The 18,434-nt window shown below is 32.4% G+C and carries 16 protein-coding genes, 2 tRNA genes and 1 rRNA gene; 3 read left to right on the top strand and 16 right to left on the bottom strand.

The genetic code is table 11. The features are described 5' to 3' along the window. Positions 1 to 81: 81 nt before the first annotated feature. From NST35_RS04650 to bcp, 6 genes are all read right to left on the bottom strand, one after another. Positions 82 to 157 (bottom strand) — tRNA-Ala (locus NST35_RS04650). Between the two features lie 21 nt (positions 158 to 178). Next, positions 179 to 255: transfer RNA gene (locus tag NST35_RS04645), tRNA-Ile, on the bottom strand. 94 nt (positions 256 to 349) lie between these two features. Then, a 16S ribosomal RNA gene (locus NST35_RS04640) occupies positions 350 to 1,900 on the bottom strand. 644 nt (positions 1,901 to 2,544) lie between these two features. Beyond that, positions 2,545 to 2,997, bottom strand: coding sequence for a peroxide-responsive transcriptional repressor PerR (gene perR / locus NST35_RS04635; protein WP_002458536.1), 453 nt, complete (start codon positions 2,995 to 2,997; stop codon positions 2,545 to 2,547). A gap of 95 nt (positions 2,998 to 3,092) precedes the next feature. Then, entirely contained in the window at positions 3,093 to 4,043 is a 951-nt protein-coding gene (locus NST35_RS04630) for a phosphoglycerate dehydrogenase (RefSeq protein ID WP_002458537.1), read from the bottom strand. Between the two features lie 2 nt (positions 4,044 to 4,045). Further along, entirely contained in the window at positions 4,046 to 4,504 is a 459-nt protein-coding gene (gene bcp, locus NST35_RS04625) for a thioredoxin-dependent thiol peroxidase (RefSeq protein ID WP_002458538.1), read from the bottom strand. 80 nt (positions 4,505 to 4,584) lie between these two features. Here bcp and NST35_RS04620 point away from each other — a divergent pair, with 80 nt between their 5' ends. Next, the gene (locus NST35_RS04620; protein ID WP_002458539.1) at positions 4,585 to 5,874 is read left to right on the top strand and encodes a glutamate-1-semialdehyde 2,1-aminomutase; all 1,290 of its coding nucleotides are present in this window, start codon (positions 4,585 to 4,587) and stop codon (positions 5,872 to 5,874) included. A gap of 306 nt (positions 5,875 to 6,180) precedes the next feature. Continuing rightward, positions 6,181 to 7,275, top strand: a complete 1,095-nt coding sequence (locus tag NST35_RS04615; RefSeq protein WP_002447426.1) for an FUSC family protein — start codon at positions 6,181 to 6,183, stop codon at positions 7,273 to 7,275. Positions 7,276 to 7,425: 150 nt separating this feature from the next. On the opposite strand, the gene NST35_RS04610 is transcribed toward NST35_RS04615, so the two are convergent. The 3 genes from NST35_RS04610 to mutY form a co-directional block, all read right to left on the bottom strand. Next, positions 7,426 to 9,162 carry an ABC transporter ATP-binding protein gene (locus tag NST35_RS04610; protein ID WP_002447427.1) on the bottom strand — a complete coding sequence of 579 codons (1,737 nt, stop codon included), beginning with the start codon at positions 9,160 to 9,162 and terminating at the stop codon, positions 7,426 to 7,428. 241 nt (positions 9,163 to 9,403) lie between these two features. Next, the gene (gene ntdP, locus NST35_RS04605; protein ID WP_001830384.1) at positions 9,404 to 9,946 is read right to left on the bottom strand and encodes a nucleoside tri-diphosphate phosphatase; all 543 of its coding nucleotides are present in this window, start codon (positions 9,944 to 9,946) and stop codon (positions 9,404 to 9,406) included. A 106-nt stretch (positions 9,947 to 10,052) separates the two neighbouring features. Beyond that, on the bottom strand, positions 10,053 to 11,096 hold the full coding sequence (mutY, locus tag NST35_RS04600; protein ID WP_002458540.1) for an A/G-specific adenine glycosylase: 1,044 nt from the start codon (positions 11,094 to 11,096) through the stop codon (positions 10,053 to 10,055). 179 nt (positions 11,097 to 11,275) lie between these two features. Between mutY and NST35_RS04595 the strand changes: the two genes are divergently transcribed. Beyond that, positions 11,276 to 12,250: a metal-dependent hydrolase gene (locus NST35_RS04595; RefSeq protein ID WP_002447429.1), complete on the top strand. Its 975-nt coding sequence runs from the start codon at positions 11,276 to 11,278 to the stop codon at positions 12,248 to 12,250. A 196-nt stretch (positions 12,251 to 12,446) separates the two neighbouring features. On the opposite strand, the gene NST35_RS04590 is transcribed toward NST35_RS04595, so the two are convergent. From NST35_RS04590 to NST35_RS04560, 7 genes are all read right to left on the bottom strand, one after another. After that, on the bottom strand, positions 12,447 to 13,262 hold the full coding sequence (locus tag NST35_RS04590) for a hypothetical protein (protein WP_002458541.1): 816 nt from the start codon (positions 13,260 to 13,262) through the stop codon (positions 12,447 to 12,449). An 8-nt stretch (positions 13,263 to 13,270) separates the two neighbouring features. Continuing rightward, the gene (locus NST35_RS04585) at positions 13,271 to 14,788 is read right to left on the bottom strand and encodes an ATP-binding cassette domain-containing protein (protein WP_002447431.1); all 1,518 of its coding nucleotides are present in this window, start codon (positions 14,786 to 14,788) and stop codon (positions 13,271 to 13,273) included. Between the two features lie 15 nt (positions 14,789 to 14,803). Continuing rightward, the gene (locus NST35_RS04580; protein ID WP_001830430.1) at positions 14,804 to 15,118 is read right to left on the bottom strand and encodes a YfhH family protein; all 315 of its coding nucleotides are present in this window, start codon (positions 15,116 to 15,118) and stop codon (positions 14,804 to 14,806) included. After that, positions 15,111 to 15,914 (bottom strand): recombination regulator RecX, encoded by an 804-nt coding sequence (recX, locus tag NST35_RS04575; RefSeq protein ID WP_002447432.1) that lies wholly within the window; start codon positions 15,912 to 15,914, stop codon positions 15,111 to 15,113. The genes NST35_RS04580 and recX overlap by 8 nt, the downstream gene beginning before the upstream one ends. Before the next feature lie 278 nt (positions 15,915 to 16,192). After that, entirely contained in the window at positions 16,193 to 17,002 is an 810-nt protein-coding gene (sgtB, locus tag NST35_RS04570; RefSeq protein WP_002458542.1) for a monofunctional peptidoglycan glycosyltransferase SgtB, read from the bottom strand. A gap of 323 nt (positions 17,003 to 17,325) precedes the next feature. After that, on the bottom strand, positions 17,326 to 17,844 hold the full coding sequence (locus NST35_RS04565) for a type 1 glutamine amidotransferase domain-containing protein (RefSeq protein WP_002458543.1): 519 nt from the start codon (positions 17,842 to 17,844) through the stop codon (positions 17,326 to 17,328). A 414-nt stretch (positions 17,845 to 18,258) separates the two neighbouring features. Next, positions 18,259 to 18,420 carry an SE1561 family protein gene (locus tag NST35_RS04560; protein WP_001830395.1) on the bottom strand — a complete coding sequence of 54 codons (162 nt, stop codon included), beginning with the start codon at positions 18,418 to 18,420 and terminating at the stop codon, positions 18,259 to 18,261. Positions 18,421 to 18,434: the final 14 nt, after the last annotated feature.

Raw genomic sequence — 18,434 nt, 5'->3', positions numbered from 1 at the left:
AGCTTATTTAAAACTCTATTCACTCGGTTTTGCTTGGTAAAATCTTACTTACTTATCTAGTTTTCAATGTACAAATTATAATGGTGGAGACTAGCGGGATCGAACCGCTGACCTCCTGCGTGCAAAGCAGGCGCTCTCCCAGCTGAGCTAAGCCCCCTAAAGTTTTTAAATTATTGAATGGTGGGCCTAAGTGGACTCGAACCACCGACCTCACGCTTATCAGGCGTGCGCTCTAACCAGCTGAGCTATAGGCCCATTAAAACTTGAATGCCAATAAACATTCAAAACTGAATACAATATGTCACGTTATTCCTCATCTTCGTAGAAGATGTTCCGAATATATCCTTAGAAAGGAGGTGATCCAGCCGCACCTTCCGATACGGCTACCTTGTTACGACTTCACCCCAATCATTTGTCCCACCTTCGACGGCTAGCTCCAAATGGTTACTCCACCGGCTTCGGGTGTTACAAACTCTCGTGGTGTGACGGGCGGTGTGTACAAGACCCGGGAACGTATTCACCGTAGCATGCTGATCTACGATTACTAGCGATTCCAGCTTCATATAGTCGAGTTGCAGACTACAATCCGAACTGAGAACAACTTTATGGGATTTGCTTGACCTCGCGGTTTCGCTGCCCTTTGTATTGTCCATTGTAGCACGTGTGTAGCCCAAATCATAAGGGGCATGATGATTTGACGTCATCCCCACCTTCCTCCGGTTTGTCACCGGCAGTCAACTTAGAGTGCCCAACTTAATGATGGCAACTAAGCTTAAGGGTTGCGCTCGTTGCGGGACTTAACCCAACATCTCACGACACGAGCTGACGACAACCATGCACCACCTGTCACTCTGTCCCCCGAAGGGGAAAACTCTATCTCTAGAGGGGTCAGAGGATGTCAAGATTTGGTAAGGTTCTTCGCGTTGCTTCGAATTAAACCACATGCTCCACCGCTTGTGCGGGTCCCCGTCAATTCCTTTGAGTTTCAACCTTGCGGTCGTACTCCCCAGGCGGAGTGCTTAATGCGTTAGCTGCAGCACTAAGGGGCGGAAACCCCCTAACACTTAGCACTCATCGTTTACGGCGTGGACTACCAGGGTATCTAATCCTGTTTGATCCCCACGCTTTCGCACATCAGCGTCAGTTACAGACCAGAAAGTCGCCTTCGCCACTGGTGTTCCTCCATATCTCTGCGCATTTCACCGCTACACATGGAATTCCACTTTCCTCTTCTGCACTCAAGTTTTCCAGTTTCCAATGACCCTCCACGGTTGAGCCGTGGGCTTTCACATCAGACTTAAAAAACCGCCTACGCGCGCTTTACGCCCAATAATTCCGGATAACGCTTGCCACCTACGTATTACCGCGGCTGCTGGCACGTAGTTAGCCGTGGCTTTCTGATTAGGTACCGTCAAGACGTGCATAGTTACTTACACATTTGTTCTTCCCTAATAACAGAGTTTTACGATCCGAAGACCTTCATCACTCACGCGGCGTTGCTCCGTCAGGCTTTCGCCCATTGCGGAAGATTCCCTACTGCTGCCTCCCGTAGGAGTCTGGACCGTGTCTCAGTTCCAGTGTGGCCGATCACCCTCTCAGGTCGGCTACGCATCGTTGCCTTGGTAAGCCGTTACCTTACCAACTAGCTAATGCGGCGCGGATCCATCTATAAGTGACAGCAAAACCGTCTTTCACTATTGAACCATGCGGTTCAATATATTATCCGGTATTAGCTCCGGTTTCCCGAAGTTATCCCAGTCTTATAGGTAGGTTATCCACGTGTTACTCACCCGTCCGCCGCTAACGTCAGAGGAGCAAGCTCCTCGTCTGTTCGCTCGACTTGCATGTATTAGGCACGCCGCCAGCGTTCATCCTGAGCCAGGATCAAACTCTCCATAAAAAATTATGATGTTTGATTAGCTCATCAATACTAAATAGTTTGTAACGTTTCGTTACTCTTTATTGGAATTAACGTTGACATATTGTCATTCAGTTTTCAATGTTCTTTAACACTTACAATACATTATTGTAACAAATGGAATTTATTAAGTCAAGAATTAATTTATATTTTATTTATTGTCGATTCTTAATTAATTCAACAAATAACATTTTATAATGTATTGATTTTAATTTCAATAGTCAAAATTACACTTTGTTAACTAAATTTTAAAGTTCTTAACTTTTTCTTTTCAATTAATTAAACTGCTTTTGACGACTTTTATATAGTATCAAGATATAAACGTAACGTCAATATTTATTGTTGATTTTTTAAGTTAAAATTTACTTAATGAGTGAATATATATCTACATATAGTACATTATAATTATATAGTGTAAATACTTTCGTTTTGTACATCTGCAAAACGAAGTCTTATGTAAAAAAAGAGGCTGTACAAATTATTACAGCCCCTACTACTTATATACGATTAATTATATGAAATTGCTAAACAGTCATACTATTTCATCATTATTTTATCTCAATAAAACTTCACAAAAGTATCAATAATGACTAAATTTTTATTTTGCTTCTATGAACTTACTTTCATCAATTTTCTTCTTCTTTGCAATCTTTACATACTCCATATATTTCCATCCGATGATGAGTAACATCAAAATCTGTTACATGTTGAGCTAATTGCTCTACTTCATCCAATTGTGGATAATGGAAGTCAACGATTTTACCACATTTTTCACATATAATGTGGTAGTGATTATGTGTATTAAAATCAAACCTACTAGATGAATCACCATATGTTAACTCTTTGACTATACCAATATCTTTAAATACTCTTAGATTATTATAGATAGTAGCAACACTTATATTAGGAAATTTAGGTGAAAGTGCTTGATATATTTCATCTGCTGTTGGATGTGAATGTGAAGATATAAGATAGCGCATAATTGCTTGTCTTTGGGGTGTAATACGAACGCCCGCTTGTCTTAATGACGCAATGGACTCTTCAAGTTCATGATCAATAGATTCAAGTTCCGCACTCACTTTTTTCACCATCTTTCTAAATAATAATTATTATTACTTAATATTAATATAACTGTTGCTATAAATAAATGTCAATAAATACTTGCTATTTTCAATTAGTAACCATAATCTAAGTCTACTTTATTCTCAATTACATCATAATTATTGAGAAAATGCTCAAGATTCTTTTTGAAAATATCCGTAGCTTCTCTATTATTATTAGAATCATTACCTGTAATATGAGCAGTTATAGTCACATTGTCTAAATCATATAAAGGATTATCCTTACTAAGTGGTTCTTTTTCAAAAACATCCAAATAAGCATGTCTGATTAATCGATCCTTGAGTACATTGATGAGCATTTCCTCATCAACAATTGTTCCCCTTCCTACATTTATAAATAAAACATTATTGTCCATTTGTATGAAATGTTTTCTTTTTAATAAGTGAATTGTTTCTTCGGTTTCAGGTAATGCATTAACAATAATATTCGCCTTTTCAATAACATTATCTAACTCTTCAATTGTATATACTTCATCAAATTGTTCAACATTTTTTCCTGACTTACTAACCCCTATCACTTTCATTCCAAAAGCTTTGGCTAAATAAGCAGCCCTTTGTGCAATCGCACCTGTTCCCAATAACAATAAAGTCTCTTCGTTTAATCTTTTACCAGTAATTCTGGAGTCATAATTTTTTTCAATTTGATTTCTATAGGAAGTTTTCATTTTTTTATAATCATCCAAAATGAATGTCATTATATATTCAGAAACTTGTTTAGCTTGTATACCTTTACCATTTGTTAGAATGATATCTCGCTCTTTAATATAATTTAACGGTAAATTATTTACACCTGTTGCAAACCATGCAATCCATTTAAGGTTGATACAATGTTCGATAAAGTGACGATCTATTTTGCCATCATAACCTATTAAAATGTCCATAGTTTTTCTATCATTGATTGGGATATTTATAGCTTTGTCATAAAATTTAAATTCTTCGTTTGGAAATTGTTTTCTTAATTCGTTTTCTATTTCATTTAATCTATTTAAGCTAACAATTTTCAAAATTAACCCTCCAGAATATTTTTTATTGTTTCAATTTGCGTTTTTACCTTTACATTTTCAATCACATCAATAATGTTACCATTTTCATCGAGAATAAATGTTGTTCTTACAATCCCCATATTCTCCTTGCCAAATGATTTTTTCAATTGGTAAACCCCTACTTTATCAGCAAGTTGATAATCTTTATCTACAAGTAAGTCAAAATTCAATTGATGTTTTTTTATAAAATTTTGATGTTTCTTTTTAGAGTCTGCGCTTATTCCATATATATCTACGTCAAGTTGGTTAAAATCTTCAATGTGATCTCTAAATTCACAAGCTTCAGTAGTACACGTTGGTGTATTATCTCTTGGATAAAAATAAAGAATTGTTTTACGACCTTTAATTGTTTCATTTGAAATAAAATTACCATCTTGATTTTCTAAAGAAAAAGAGGGAAATTGTTCACCTTTACTAATCATATACTCACCTATTTCTTAATTGTGTTGCTTTTATGATACGATATTAATTGAAAATATTAAATAAAAAGAGGTTGATAGATATGAAATTTATTGAAAGCGAACGTCTTCAGCAACTTTCTAATGAATATATTTTGGGAGGTGTGAATTCACCTTCACGGTCGTATAAAGCAGTAGGTGGCGGGGCACCAGTAGTAATGAAAGAAGGTCATGGCGCTTACTTATATGATGTAGATGGTAATAAATATATCGACTATCTACAAGCTTATGGACCAATAATAACTGGTCATGCACACCCGCATATTACCGAAGCAATCCAAGATCAAGCAGCAAAAGGTGTGCTTTATGGGACACCTACTGAATTAGAAATAAAATTCTCAAAAAAACTTAGAGAAGCTGTTCCTTCTTTAGAAAAGATCCGTTTCGTAAACTCAGGTACTGAAGCAGTTATGACGACAATTAGAGTTGCTCGTGCTTACACTAAAAGAAACAAAATTATTAAGTTTGCAGGCTCTTATCATGGTCATTCTGATTTAGTTTTAGTGGCAGCTGGTAGTGGACCTTCTCAACTTGGTTCTCCTGATTCTGCTGGTGTCCCCCAAAGTGTTGCACAAGAGGTTATTACAGTACCGTTTAATGATATAGAATCATATAGAGAAGCTATTGATTATTGGAAAGACGATATTGCAGCAGTATTAGTAGAGCCGATTGTGGGTAATTTTGGGATGGTCATGCCACAACCAGGCTTCTTAGAAGAAGTAAATAAAATTTCTCATGATAATGGAACATTAGTTATCTATGATGAAGTTATCACTGCTTTTCGTTTCCATTATGGTGCAGCTCAAGATTTATTAGGTGTTAAACCAGATCTCACAGCTTTTGGTAAGATTGTTGGCGGTGGTTTACCAATTGGTGGCTACGGTGGTCGACAAGATATTATGGAGCACGTTGCACCACTAGGTCCAGCTTATCAAGCCGGAACAATGGCCGGTAACCCGTTATCAATGAGAGCAGGTATTGCTTTATTAGAGGTTCTTGAACAAGAAGGTGTTTATGATAAACTTGATCAATTAGGTCGTCGTCTTGAAGAAGGGTTACAAAAATTAATAGATAAGCATCATATTACAGCAACAATAAATAGAATCTATGGCTCACTGACATTGTATTTCACAAATGAAAAAGTTACGCACTATGAACAAGTTGAAAACTCTGATGGAGATGCTTTCGCTCAATTCTTTAAATTAATGTTGAACCAAGGTATTAATCTCGCACCTTCTAAATTTGAAGCGTGGTTCTTAACTACAGAACATACTGAAGAAGATATTGATTGTACACTAGAAGCAGCTGATTATGCATTTAGTAAAATGAAATAACCTACAGTATGAGAACTTGACACATTACCTATGTGTTCAAGTTCTTTTTATGTTCAATTATGGATTAACTGTTGAAAATTTAATTGAAATTTGCGTTTTCACTTTTCTTAAGTAAAATTTATGATAGTTTATAAAATTTAATAGCTTATAAAGTACAAAATAAAACTATTTACTTAATTTCTTAAAATTTTTCATCTAAAAACCACATTGCATATAGATAAACTTGATTATTTAAGTTCAGGGGTGTATAACAATAATGAATGAGAGTATTATTATTACTCAAAATAATTAAAAGGAGCATTTAATTTGAGACTTGGAGCTCGGATTTTCAAAACTGGTATAGCCATTATCTTAGCTATGTCTATCGCTTCTTTACTTCCTGATAATATTGGTCTAAAAACGTTAGCAGGTGTCAGTGCAGTAGTTGCCATGCAACCAAGTGTTTATCGCTCAATCAAAACTGTTTCTGAACAAGCTATTGGTAATGTGATTGGTGCACTACTTGCAGTAACAATGGTAACGATATTCAGTGATAATTTCATTATCATGGGCGTTACCGTTATTTTACTCATTGCAATTTTGTTCCAATTTAATCTAGCTCATGTAGCAACACTTGCAAGCGTAACTGCTCTTATAATTATGGGGCAACATACTGGTTCTTTCTATGTTGCTGCATTTTTTAGATTTGTACTAGTGATGATTGGTGTATTGAGTTCTTCTATTGTCAATCTAATTTTTTTACCTCCTAAGTTTGAAACAAAAATTTATTATAATTCAATGAATATTTCTTCTGATATATTTGTGTGGTTTAAACTTGTACTCAATGACACATCAGAATTTCATAATATTAAACAGGATGGTGATCAACTAAACTCACGCATCAATAAATTAGAAAAGATTTTCGACTATTACAATGAAGAAAGACCATTAACAAAAAAACATATTTATCAACAGAATAGAAAAAAAATACTATTTAGAGAAGTAGTTAGAACGACTAGACAAGCATATGAAGTGCTAAAACGAATGTCACGATATCAAAATGATTTATATCAACTAAATAATCAATTACTTTTACAAATCAAATTAGAACTTGATTCATTAGTTACTTTACATGAACAAATATTTAAGAGTTTATCTAAAAAAGCTAGATATGATGTCACTCAACTAGATTATGAAGTTGACAATCCTCAGAAGAAAAACTTGATGGATGCTTTTCAGCAAGAATTAATTAAAAACCCACATCAGACGCAATATTCTTATAGCAATATGATGCAAATTATTGCTGAAATTGAAGAATACAGATATCAACTTGAACACTTAGATCGCATCCGTTTAAGTTTCTTTACCTATCACCGTTCTGATACTGATATAGACATTTCAGATGAGGACTTTGACTTATAATACAATGGTAAATCAGAATTTTATTGGATTAACCAGTGAAATTCTACTAGTTAGCTGTTTTGACTATAGGTAAAATAGTTCTTATTTTTAATAACTGCCAACAGTACAAAAATGCCTGAGACAACAACAGTCTCAGGCATTTTCAATGTTTTATAAATTTTGAATACTATAAAGATGTTCATATGCACCGCGTTTATTAATTAATTGTTGGTGTGTGCCAGTCTCAACAATTCGTCCATTTTCCATTACAACTATCCTATCTGCATGAGTAATTGTCGATAAACGATGTGCAACAATTAATGTTGTTCTATCCTTACTTAAAACATCAAGTGCTTCTTGAATAATTGCTTCACTCTCTAAATCCAATGCACTTGTTGCTTCATCTAATATTAAAACAGGAGGATTATTTAAAAAGATACGTGCAATTGACAACCTTTGTTTTTGTCCACCTGATAATTTAACTCCACGTTCCCCTACTTCAGTATCATATCCATTCGGTAAGTTTGAAATAAAATCATGGGCATTCGCCATTTTTGCAGCTTCTACGACTTCATCATCAGTCGCATCAGGCCTACCCAACAAAATATTCTCCTTAACAGTATCAGAAAAAAGAATATTATCCTGTTGTACTAAGCCTATTTGATTCCTCAAACTACCAGTTAGGAACTCTTTAACATTATGATGATCGATAAGTATTTCACCTTGAGTCACATCATAAAATCTTGGTATAAGATTAATCAAAGTAGATTTTCCACCACCACTCATACCTACAAAAGCTACAGTTTCACCTTTGTTAATTGTTAAATTAATATCGTGTAATACTTCTTTTTCATTTTCATTATATTTGAAACTCACATGTTTTAAATCAATTTGCCCCTCACTGATTTTAATTGGCTGTGCTCCAATGCCATTTTTGATGTCGTAATCCTCATCCATTAATTGAAATACTCTGTCCATAGATGCAAAACTTTGTGTAAGTGTAGTAAATGAAGATACTAGTCTTCTAAGTGGTCCAAATAATTGTTCTAGATAACCGACAAATGCTGCTAGAGTTCCGACAGTAATCGAACCGGTAATTGCTAAATATGAACCCACGCCAATCACAATTATTGGACCTAAATCTGTAACAGTATTAATAGCAGCAAAAGAATACGCGTTCCATCTTGTATGTTGGAATGCTCGTTGTAAAAAGTTTTTGTTATGGTTATCAAAATTTTTCGCTTCATTGTCTTCAATAGCAAAACTTTTAATAACAGACATTCCTTGAACCCGCTCATGTAAGAAGCCTTGTACTTCTGCTAGAGCTTGTGAGCGCACACGTGTAAGTTTACGTAATCTTCCAAAGAAAAAATAAACAGTTAAAATATAAAATGGAAAAATAAAAATAGCAGCAAACGTCAATTTTACATCAAGGAAGAACATAATAGAAAGTGCGATAATAATCGTTATACAGTCAAGCCAGATATTCATCAATCCAGTAAGAATGAAGTCTTTTGTTTGTTCGACGTCATTAATCACTCTTGAAATGACTTGACCGACTTGATTATTTGCATAAAATCGAGCACTTAGTGCTTGCAAGTGATTATACAATTGTTTACGAATATCATATAGTATTTTATTACTTGTCCATTGAGCTAAATATTGTCTAATAAACTCAATCGGCGGACGAACAATTAAGAATATAAATAATGCAATTCCTATTGCTACACCAAGGTGACTAAATTTTTCTTGATTTGTAAGCGAATGATTATTAATCACGCCATCTATAGCATATTTAATCAATAAAGGTATGAGCATGGGAATACCGAATTTAATAATTCCTACTATAATTGTTGCAATAATACGATATCTATAAGGTTTTACAAACTTTAAATATCGTTTTATCATGCGCCTTCCCTCCTAATAATTTGAAAATGAAGAGAGGTTGGCACATTGCATTTGTATACACTTTAAAAATAAAAGATACAAATGTTAATGTCTCAACCTCTAATACACGAAGACACTCTATCAGATATTAAGTTAGAAAGATGAACTAACAAATTATCATTGTTGTTACACTTCATTTATGAATTTTTATAGATTACTTTTACAATATAAATTATTTTAATCTTATTTACATCTATTTTGCTTAATAATCTCTAATTTTTTTATAACGTTCTTTCCATACTTTTATAAAGTCAGGAGCAAAAGGTCCTTTTTTTTGTTCTATCCATTGTTGTAAAATATCAACATTTCTTCTTAAAATAATATCGATATCATGAGGGTAATTCATTTGGTTCATATGTTGCTCGTACTCATCTTCATCAAGTAAATGATATTTTCCGTTCGGATAAACTTTGATATCTAAATCATAATCAATATATTTTAAAGCTTCTTCGTCACATGCAAAAGGCGAAGATAAATTACAATAATAATAAATACCATCTTCTCTAAACATACAAATAACATTAAACCAATATTCAGAATGAAAGTATACAATTGCTGGTTCTCGAGTAATCCATGTACGCCCGTCACTTTCAGTTACTAAAGTGTGATCATTACCACCAATAATCACATGTTCTGTTCCCTTTAAAATTGTGGTTTCTGACCAGACACGATGAATATTACCATCATGTTTATAACTTTGAATCTTAATATTTTCTCCTTCTTTAGGTATGGATTCCTTTACCATACTCCACACCACCTTTATAGTATTTAACCATTTAGATTATATCATATTTTAATATGCTTGATTAACCTATCATTTATAAGTGGCATATGAGATTGATGTTTATAAATTAACCTTCAATAAACTTATATATTTTATCCATTGGTACAGGAAATGTATACTGATCCCTATCATATAAATTAAACCACGTCATTTGTTGAGGTAAATCATTCTCCTGTATATTAAGGGGTGCTGTAACATTGTATACTTCAATATCCCATGTAAGATGGGTAAATTGATGTTTTAATTTAAATACTGGTTCGTTAATTGTTTCGATTCTTTTTCCTAAATCATCAGATATCACATCGTTTGCATTTGTTTGTTCTCTCATTGGAAATTGCCACATACCGTTAAGAAGTTTTTCTTTACGCTTTTCAAGTAAATATTGACCATTATCATTACGAATCAGAAAAACTTTTTGCTCAACGTTTTTCTTATTTAAATTTTTAGTTTTTACTGGTAATTCTTGTGCAGTCCCCATATGAAATGCCTCACAGTGTTCTTGAATAGGACAAAACAAACACAATGGTGATTTTGGAGTGCATACTAACGCCCCTAGCTCCATCATCGCTTGATTAAATGTTCCCGCATCCTTCAACACATATGGTTGTAATTCTTGTTCGAATGCTTTTCGAGTAGACTGTAACTTTATATCACGATAGTCATTGTTTAATCGTGACCATACTCTAAAAACATTACCATCGACAGTTGCTAAAGGATGGTTGAAAGCTATACTCATGACCGCCGCCTGAGTATATGGACCCACACCTTTTAACTTTTTAAATGTTTCAGGATCGTATGGTACCTCACCATCATAATTATTATTAACTTCTTTTACGGCAGTATGGAAATTACGCGCTCTGCTATAATAGCCTAAACCTTCCCAATACTTCAACACTTCATCTTCACTAGCTTCGCTCAACGACTGAATTGTAGGGAACCTATGTATAAATCTATAGTAGTAATCTATAACAGTGTTTACTTGCGTCTGTTGTAACATCACTTCACTTAGCCAAATATAATAAGGATTAGTCGTTTCTCTCCAAGGCATATCTCTTTGATTTTTATGAAACCAATCTTCAATATCTTTTTTAAAAGAATTTTCTAGATACATAAAACCTTCCCTCTCTATTAGTTTCATAAGAATGTATTGTTAAAAGCATTCTTATGTTAACTTTAACATGACTCTATATTACATTACTTAGTATATGTTTATTTAAAGTAAGTTAATTTTGTTATTTCAACTTTTAGATTATAATATATATTAAACAAAGAAGAAAAGAGTGAGCAATTATGGACACAGCCACACATATCGTTATGGGTGTGGGTCTTACAGCTTTAGCAACGCAAGATCCAGTTATGGCAGGATCATTTGCTGCTACTGCGACGACTTTAATCGCAGGTTCTTTAATACCAGACGGTGACACCGTACTGAAACTAAAGGATAATGCGACATATATTTCACATCACAGAGGAATTACACATTCATTACCTTTTACAATATTATGGCCTATATTAATTACATTTTTTATATTTGTAATATTTAGTCACACGAACCCCTTACATGTATGGTTGTGGGCACAACTAGCAGTGTTTTTACATGTCTTTGTAGATATTTTTAATTCTTATGGTACTCAAGCATTGCGTCCCATAACTAACAAATGGATTCAATTAAGCGTGATTAATACCTTTGATCCGATAATATTTATTATTTTAAGTATCGGTGTCTTATTGTGGATATTAGGTATTCATCCATATATTGTTTTCTTTCCAATCATATTAATTCTCATAGGCTATTATATTGTAAGATTTAAGATGCAAGCAGCAATTAGAAAACAAGCACTTCAAAAAATTGAGCAATCGCATACACCAGTAAAAGTATTCGTAGCTCCAACAATGAAATTTCATGTATGGCGGGTCGCAATACAAACAGATAAGCATGATTATGTCGGTGTTTCCAAATGGAAAAATGTAGTTTTCACTGATAAAGTTAAACGCCAGTCTATGACTCCTGATTCGATATTATGGAAAGTTAAAGGTAATAAAGATATTTATACATTTTTAAACTTTTCTTCAATTTATCGTTGGCAAACTACGCCATTAGATGATGGCACAACGGAAATTCGACTTATGGATTTAAGATACTTAAATAAAGGTCGTTATTCTTTTGTAGCTATTGCACATTTAACACATGAAAATGAAATTGATCACTCTTATATTGGGTGGGTATTTAGCGAAGATAAATTACAACGTAAATTATTTTCATAATATATTTGAGTGTTACAAAATTCGTATTAACTACGATGCTAATATTGAAGAAAACTTGATATGAAAGAATTTCAATTTAGCCATCGACTGCCTATAAATTAAGAATGCCTCAGACTTTAATTGATGTCTGAGGCATTCTTAATTTAATAAAATATCGTACACTTTATTGAACTATTTATTTATCTAAATTTACGTTTCAACGTTCCTTTTCTTTATTCTTTTTTTCTTTTGAATAACTCTTTTGGTTAGATTGGCTTTGATATTTATCAAATGCTATGTGACGCACAAGCGCATAATTAATCACACACATGATTCCAATTAAAATAATAATATATAAATGATAAGGTAAATTGCTCATACTGACTGTACCAAATACTATTGCTTGCGAACTACCATTTACGAAATAATACAGAGGATTTAACATCATAATATGATTAATCACATTTAAATTTGTCTTAGGGATGTATGTAATTGGAACCATAAAGAAACTGATAGCACTTACTATAATAAATATCAGTTTTACATGTTTAATTGCATAATTCAGTAAGCCCAACATTATCGAAGTCACACTGATAAAAATGGCTATAATTACTAAATAATATAAAAATGAAAGTATTGATGCTTCAAAATTCACAGGCTTAAGGATAATAATAACTATACCCAGAATAAGTATTGTTATTAAACCTAACATCGCTATAACTATAGTAGGTGTGACAGCAGATATATGAAATGACTTCATGACAACGAAATCTCTGATATAGTACTTATAAGCTATATAAATAGATTGTATAATTATGCTGAATATGATGAGTGATGAAATTCTGAATAACCAACGCACTTGAACAATATCAGTAGTATGGTTAAAATTAAAAAATCCTTCTAATGCTAGAATAATTACTAGTCCTATAATTAGGCTAATTGCAAACCACTTCCATGTTTGCTTAAGCCTTTGAGTACAAAAACTAAAAAGATGTGGTAAGTTTTTAATATATACAATTAAATTATCTATCATTTTCACACCTACAATTCAATATAAATCCATTTTTCTTCTTTCATGTCAGCGATAAAATAACCGCTTCCATTTTTAGTAATCCATACATCTTTCGTGATATTAAATGTTTTTTTCAATTCCGTTTTATTTGTCATTGGAATAACAAATCCAGACAGTTTATCATTATCACCAAATATCATTTTTATAGGTTGTTGCGTGATCGGTACAACATACTGTTTATCTTTATCAGGTCTAAGCGTTTCTGTTACTTTATCATGTTTTTGATGTAAGTGACTGTTAAAGTACTCTACGTAAGTACTATAATTTGATTTTATATAAGGTGATAATTTCTTAAAAGTATGAGATTCGTATAACCCAGCTGGATTGAAATAAAACACTTGATTTTTACTAATACTATATGTCCTTTGATTCAATTCGACGCGGTACCTTTTGTTATTTTCACCAGTAATTGTAATTAAACTATACTTAGGTACTTTTAAATCTTTAGACCCGTTTAAAGTAACTGATCCATCTAATGCTAATCCATATGCAAGTTTTTCTTCGTAAGTATCTTTATTCTGATTCTGTATGGATGCTTGAGTATTAATATTCCCTAGTTTGACCATACCTAAGTTATTAAAGAAAAGTACAGTCATTAAAACAAGCCCCATCAAAAAGCTGACAAATAATGTCCAAAATCTCACTAGAAATTTTGGTGGCTTAGCATGATTATAACGTTCTATTCTTTTGAAATTATAAGTCATTTCAGGAATCCGAGATCGATTCTTCTTCCAATCATAATCAAAGTTCTCAATTTCCATTTCTGATTTTAAACTATTACGATCTTTTTCATGTTCTCTAAAAGTTGGTAACACCTGATTTAGAGAACCTTCCTTGCGTATCTGGCCATGTGATACCCATGTTATGTAGTTGCTTGTTTTACTTATCTTTTCTATATCATTATCGATTAAGACTAGAGTTTTATTTTCTTCAATATAATCTGTTGATAAAATGGAAGCTCTTTCTATAAATGTTTCATCTAAATGTGATAAAACGTGATTTAAGATGATAATATCGTTTTTTGAAGAACGTGCAATACTAAGTAAAAGTTGTGCGTATGATTTTTCGCTTAAATTAGAAACCTTTTCCTCTATATGATCACCTAAATGTGCCCAATGAATAATTTGTTCAACTTTATGCTCAGTTACTTCATAAGGAAAAAGTTGTACGAGTTCGCTCACATATTGGCTCACAGTTAAATTATTAATCTTTCGATCATCAATATCACCGAAATACAAGTTTTTAGTTCGGACAACCTTACCTTTATCAGGTTTCACTGAACCACTTAAAATTCGACCAATCAAAGTTTTAGAAGATCCAGGTTCACCGATTATACCTAATGCTTCACCTTGATAAATGTGCAAAGAAATATTATTTAGGTTGATGTCCTCGGCATCATAACCCAATGGTCGATACCATTTTTTTGAACTATGATTTCTATAATAATGTGTTACCTTGAGTAATTTTAAAACTATTGAGCTTCCCATCAATTATACATCCTTCTAAAATTTTAATAATGCTAATGGTAGACCTTCCTCAGGTTCACTACTGTTTATTCTAAACCCCCATGCAAATACACCCTTGAGTCGTTCTACTTTAAAGTACTGTTTACTACCATCATTGAGTTTATAGATTTTTCCAGGTTCAATTTTATTGCGATCCACTAGATAGCTTTCTGCTATAATCACTTTACTTTGATAAACATCATATTCATTCATAATGCCATTCATCTCTGCTTTACGCATTTTTTCTTTAAATAATTGTATTTCATGTCTAAGTTCTTGCTCGGACATTTCACTCATTTTCTTTTTATTCATACGATATACCACTTTCTTCTAATTTAGATTTAATTTTATCATAATTATAGCCTTTTCTCATAAGTGCCTCTATGGTTTTAATAACACTTTTATCACTGTCATATTTTTTACAATTTTTATTATAGACTTTCTCTAAATCACGTTGCAATAAATGGTCTAATGTTTCTTCGTCTTGAGAAAAATCTATTTCATTCATAACTAGTTGAATCGTTTCAAGTTTATATCCTTTTTGGAGAAGTGACTGTGTTACTTTTTGCTTTACCTTTGCTTCAGGGCCTTTTTTAGACTTCATCACTTTTTTACCAACTTTAATAACGTCATCTAATGGTTGTTGTTGTTCATATGCTTTGACATATTTTTCAATAATCGTAGCTTCAATACCTAATTGGTAGAGTTTTTGTCTATATATTTCTGGCCCTTTATCTGTAGTATGTATCATGGTATTTTTTAAACTTTCTGCGTAATCTTCATGATCAATAAACTTTTCCTTATAGCAATAGTCAATGACATCTTGAATAGCATTACTTTGAATATCGTTTTTTTCTAAATACTGTATAACTTCTCTTTCAGTACGTTTCTTATAAGACAAGTATTGAATTGCGAGATTAACACCTCGACGGTAGTGATCATATTCTTGAATGTTCTGCATATCTGACGGTTCAAGTATTTGATCTTTTTTTAAGTTAAATTTAACTAGTGTATCAATATCTATTCCCATTTCAAATTCTCCATCTAAAAAGAGATTAAAGCGTTCTTTATTCTTTTTTTGTACTTCTATTTTAGTTACCTTTGGCATTTTACTATCCCTACTTCTATATTCAAACGTTTTTTCTTACATATATTATTACACATCATTAGATGTTTCATAAAAGACTTTGAATTTTATATATTTACTTTATGCAATAAAAAAGAAGTAAAACAGATTTCATCCTGTCCTACTCCTTTAAATTTATTTAGCTATCGACTTAAAATGTTTTAAAAGATTGACACAACATCATCATTAAATAGTTAATAAAAGTATTGCTTCTATAAACTAATACCAATATATTTATATCATCTTTATTTGTTTGTCGTTTAATTTCCAAGTTGAGACATAGCTTCTTGATATTGTGATTCACTAATAAAATTTTGTTGTTTCATTTTCTCTAAATTGGTTTTAACTCTATTGATGTAATTATTCGACATATCATTTACGTCATACACACTTGGCGCATTTACTTTGCTTGCTAATATGGCACTTTGTAACACACTAATCTGACTCATATTTGAATTGTTTTTATCTACCGTTACACCAAAATAATGATTTGCAGCACCTTCTACAGTATATTGATTATCACCATAATAAATATTATTCATATAAAAACTTAAAATTTGATTTTTACTGTATTGCTTTTCGACTTTACGCGCTACAAACAATTCTTTGATTTTTCTTGTAAAGGATCGTTCATTATCGTAATAATAATTCTTTACAACTTGTTGCGTAATTGTACTTCCACCTTGCACATCTCTATCGCTAATAGTTGAAAACAATGCCCTTGTCGTTCCTTTTATATCAAAGCCATGATGTTTATAGAAACGCTCATCCTCCATTGAAATAAATGCGCCTTTTACATAGTTAGGCATATTTTCGGTAGCAACAAAATCACTTTTATTTTCTATTGATTTTAAATCATCTACATTTGCTCTTGAAGAAATAAAGTACATGACACCAAAAAATATAATCAATAAAATTAATATAGTGATAATTGCTTTTAAGAAAATTTTTTTACTTTTTTTCTTTTTCGGTGGTTTCCCTATTGGTTGATAATACGTATTGTAATGAGGTCGTTGAGACTCATAATGTTGTTCAATATAATCAGCCGTATATTTATCGCTTCTTTTCATGGGTTTTCTCCTTTTCTCAAACTCACCCTTTTAAAGTGAGTTTACCAATTGTTTAACCGTTTAGCTATAGTTAAGTTAAAAAATCAGTCCCAAGGTGTAGCAGTAATTTTAAGACTTAAGTAAAGTCAAAAGTATAATTTATTCATTTATACTCAAGTTGTCATTTAAAAGATATCATTTACCTGTCAAAATTCAGTTTTTAATCATTTATTTGATGCCATAAAAAAGAGACTGTTGAGAAAGTCAAAAACTTTAACAACAGCCTTAATCAATAATTTAAAATCATAATAATGAATGCAAATTAGTTCATTGTAAATCGCGATTTATGCTTCTAATTTTTTTACAATTTCTCTATTGAAGTCATCTAAATCATCAGGTACACGACTTGTTACAATGTTGTTGTCTACCACTACTGATTCATCTACAACATTCGCACCAGCATTTGATAAATCTTTGCGTACGTTAATAACACCCGTAATTGTACGTCCTTTTAAATCGTCAGTATCAACTAATACTAATGGACCGTGACAAATTGCAAATGTTGGAACATCATTTTTAGTGAAATACTTAGCAAAAGTACCATAGCGACCTTCTTCATCACCACGTAAGTGGTCAGGTGAAAATCCACCAGGAATTAATAATGCATCATAGTCTTCTGGTTTGGCATCAGCAATGCTAACATCAACAGTGACTTTCTCACCGTGCTTACCAACAACTTCATGGTTAGCTGTATCACCAATCACTTCTGTTTCAAATCCAGCATTTTCTAATACTTCTTTAGGACTTGTTAATTCTATATCTTCAAATTCATCTGCTAGAATAATTGCTACTTTTTTTGTCATAATTTGGCATCACCTTTCATTTATCTGTTTTTCAATCTAAATATAGTATAGACAAAAAAATAGGGTGTTAAACATCTATTGCTAAATTTTCCAAATTAAAAAAGAGCTAAACTTATTAGCATTATTACATTGTCATTCTCCAACCCCAACTTGCTTTGTCTGTTGAATTTCTATCTGAAATTCTCTTTGTTGGGGCCCCAACCCCAACTTGCTTTGTCTGTTGAATTTCTATATGAAATTCTCTTTGTTGGGCCCCAACCCCAACTTGCTTTGTCTGTCGAATTTCTATCTGAAATTCTCTATGTTGGGGCCCCAATACTAAATTATATGGAAAACTTTTATGTTTTAATTATTCAGTGGTTATACGTTAAGAAAGTCTAGGATTGTGATTGATGTCCTAGACTTCCTAAATAATTATTTTGAAACTTGTTTCACTTTTTCTTCCAACTGATCAAGTAAACCAATCCACTCATCAATATCTTCTACACGTACCTCATCCGGATTTACGTGATCAATGTCTTCAATAAATTTGTTTAATCGTGTTTTAATTTGATCAATCGTTTGCTGTTCACTCATTAAATATTGGAACT

The sequence above is a fragment of the Staphylococcus sp. FSL W8-0304 genome, from assembly GCF_038006565.1.
GTDB classification, from domain to species: domain Bacteria; phylum Bacillota; class Bacilli; order Staphylococcales; family Staphylococcaceae; genus Staphylococcus; species Staphylococcus epidermidis.
Note: the sequence above shows the minus strand (reverse complement) of the source record. Positions and strands in the feature narration are given on the sequence as shown.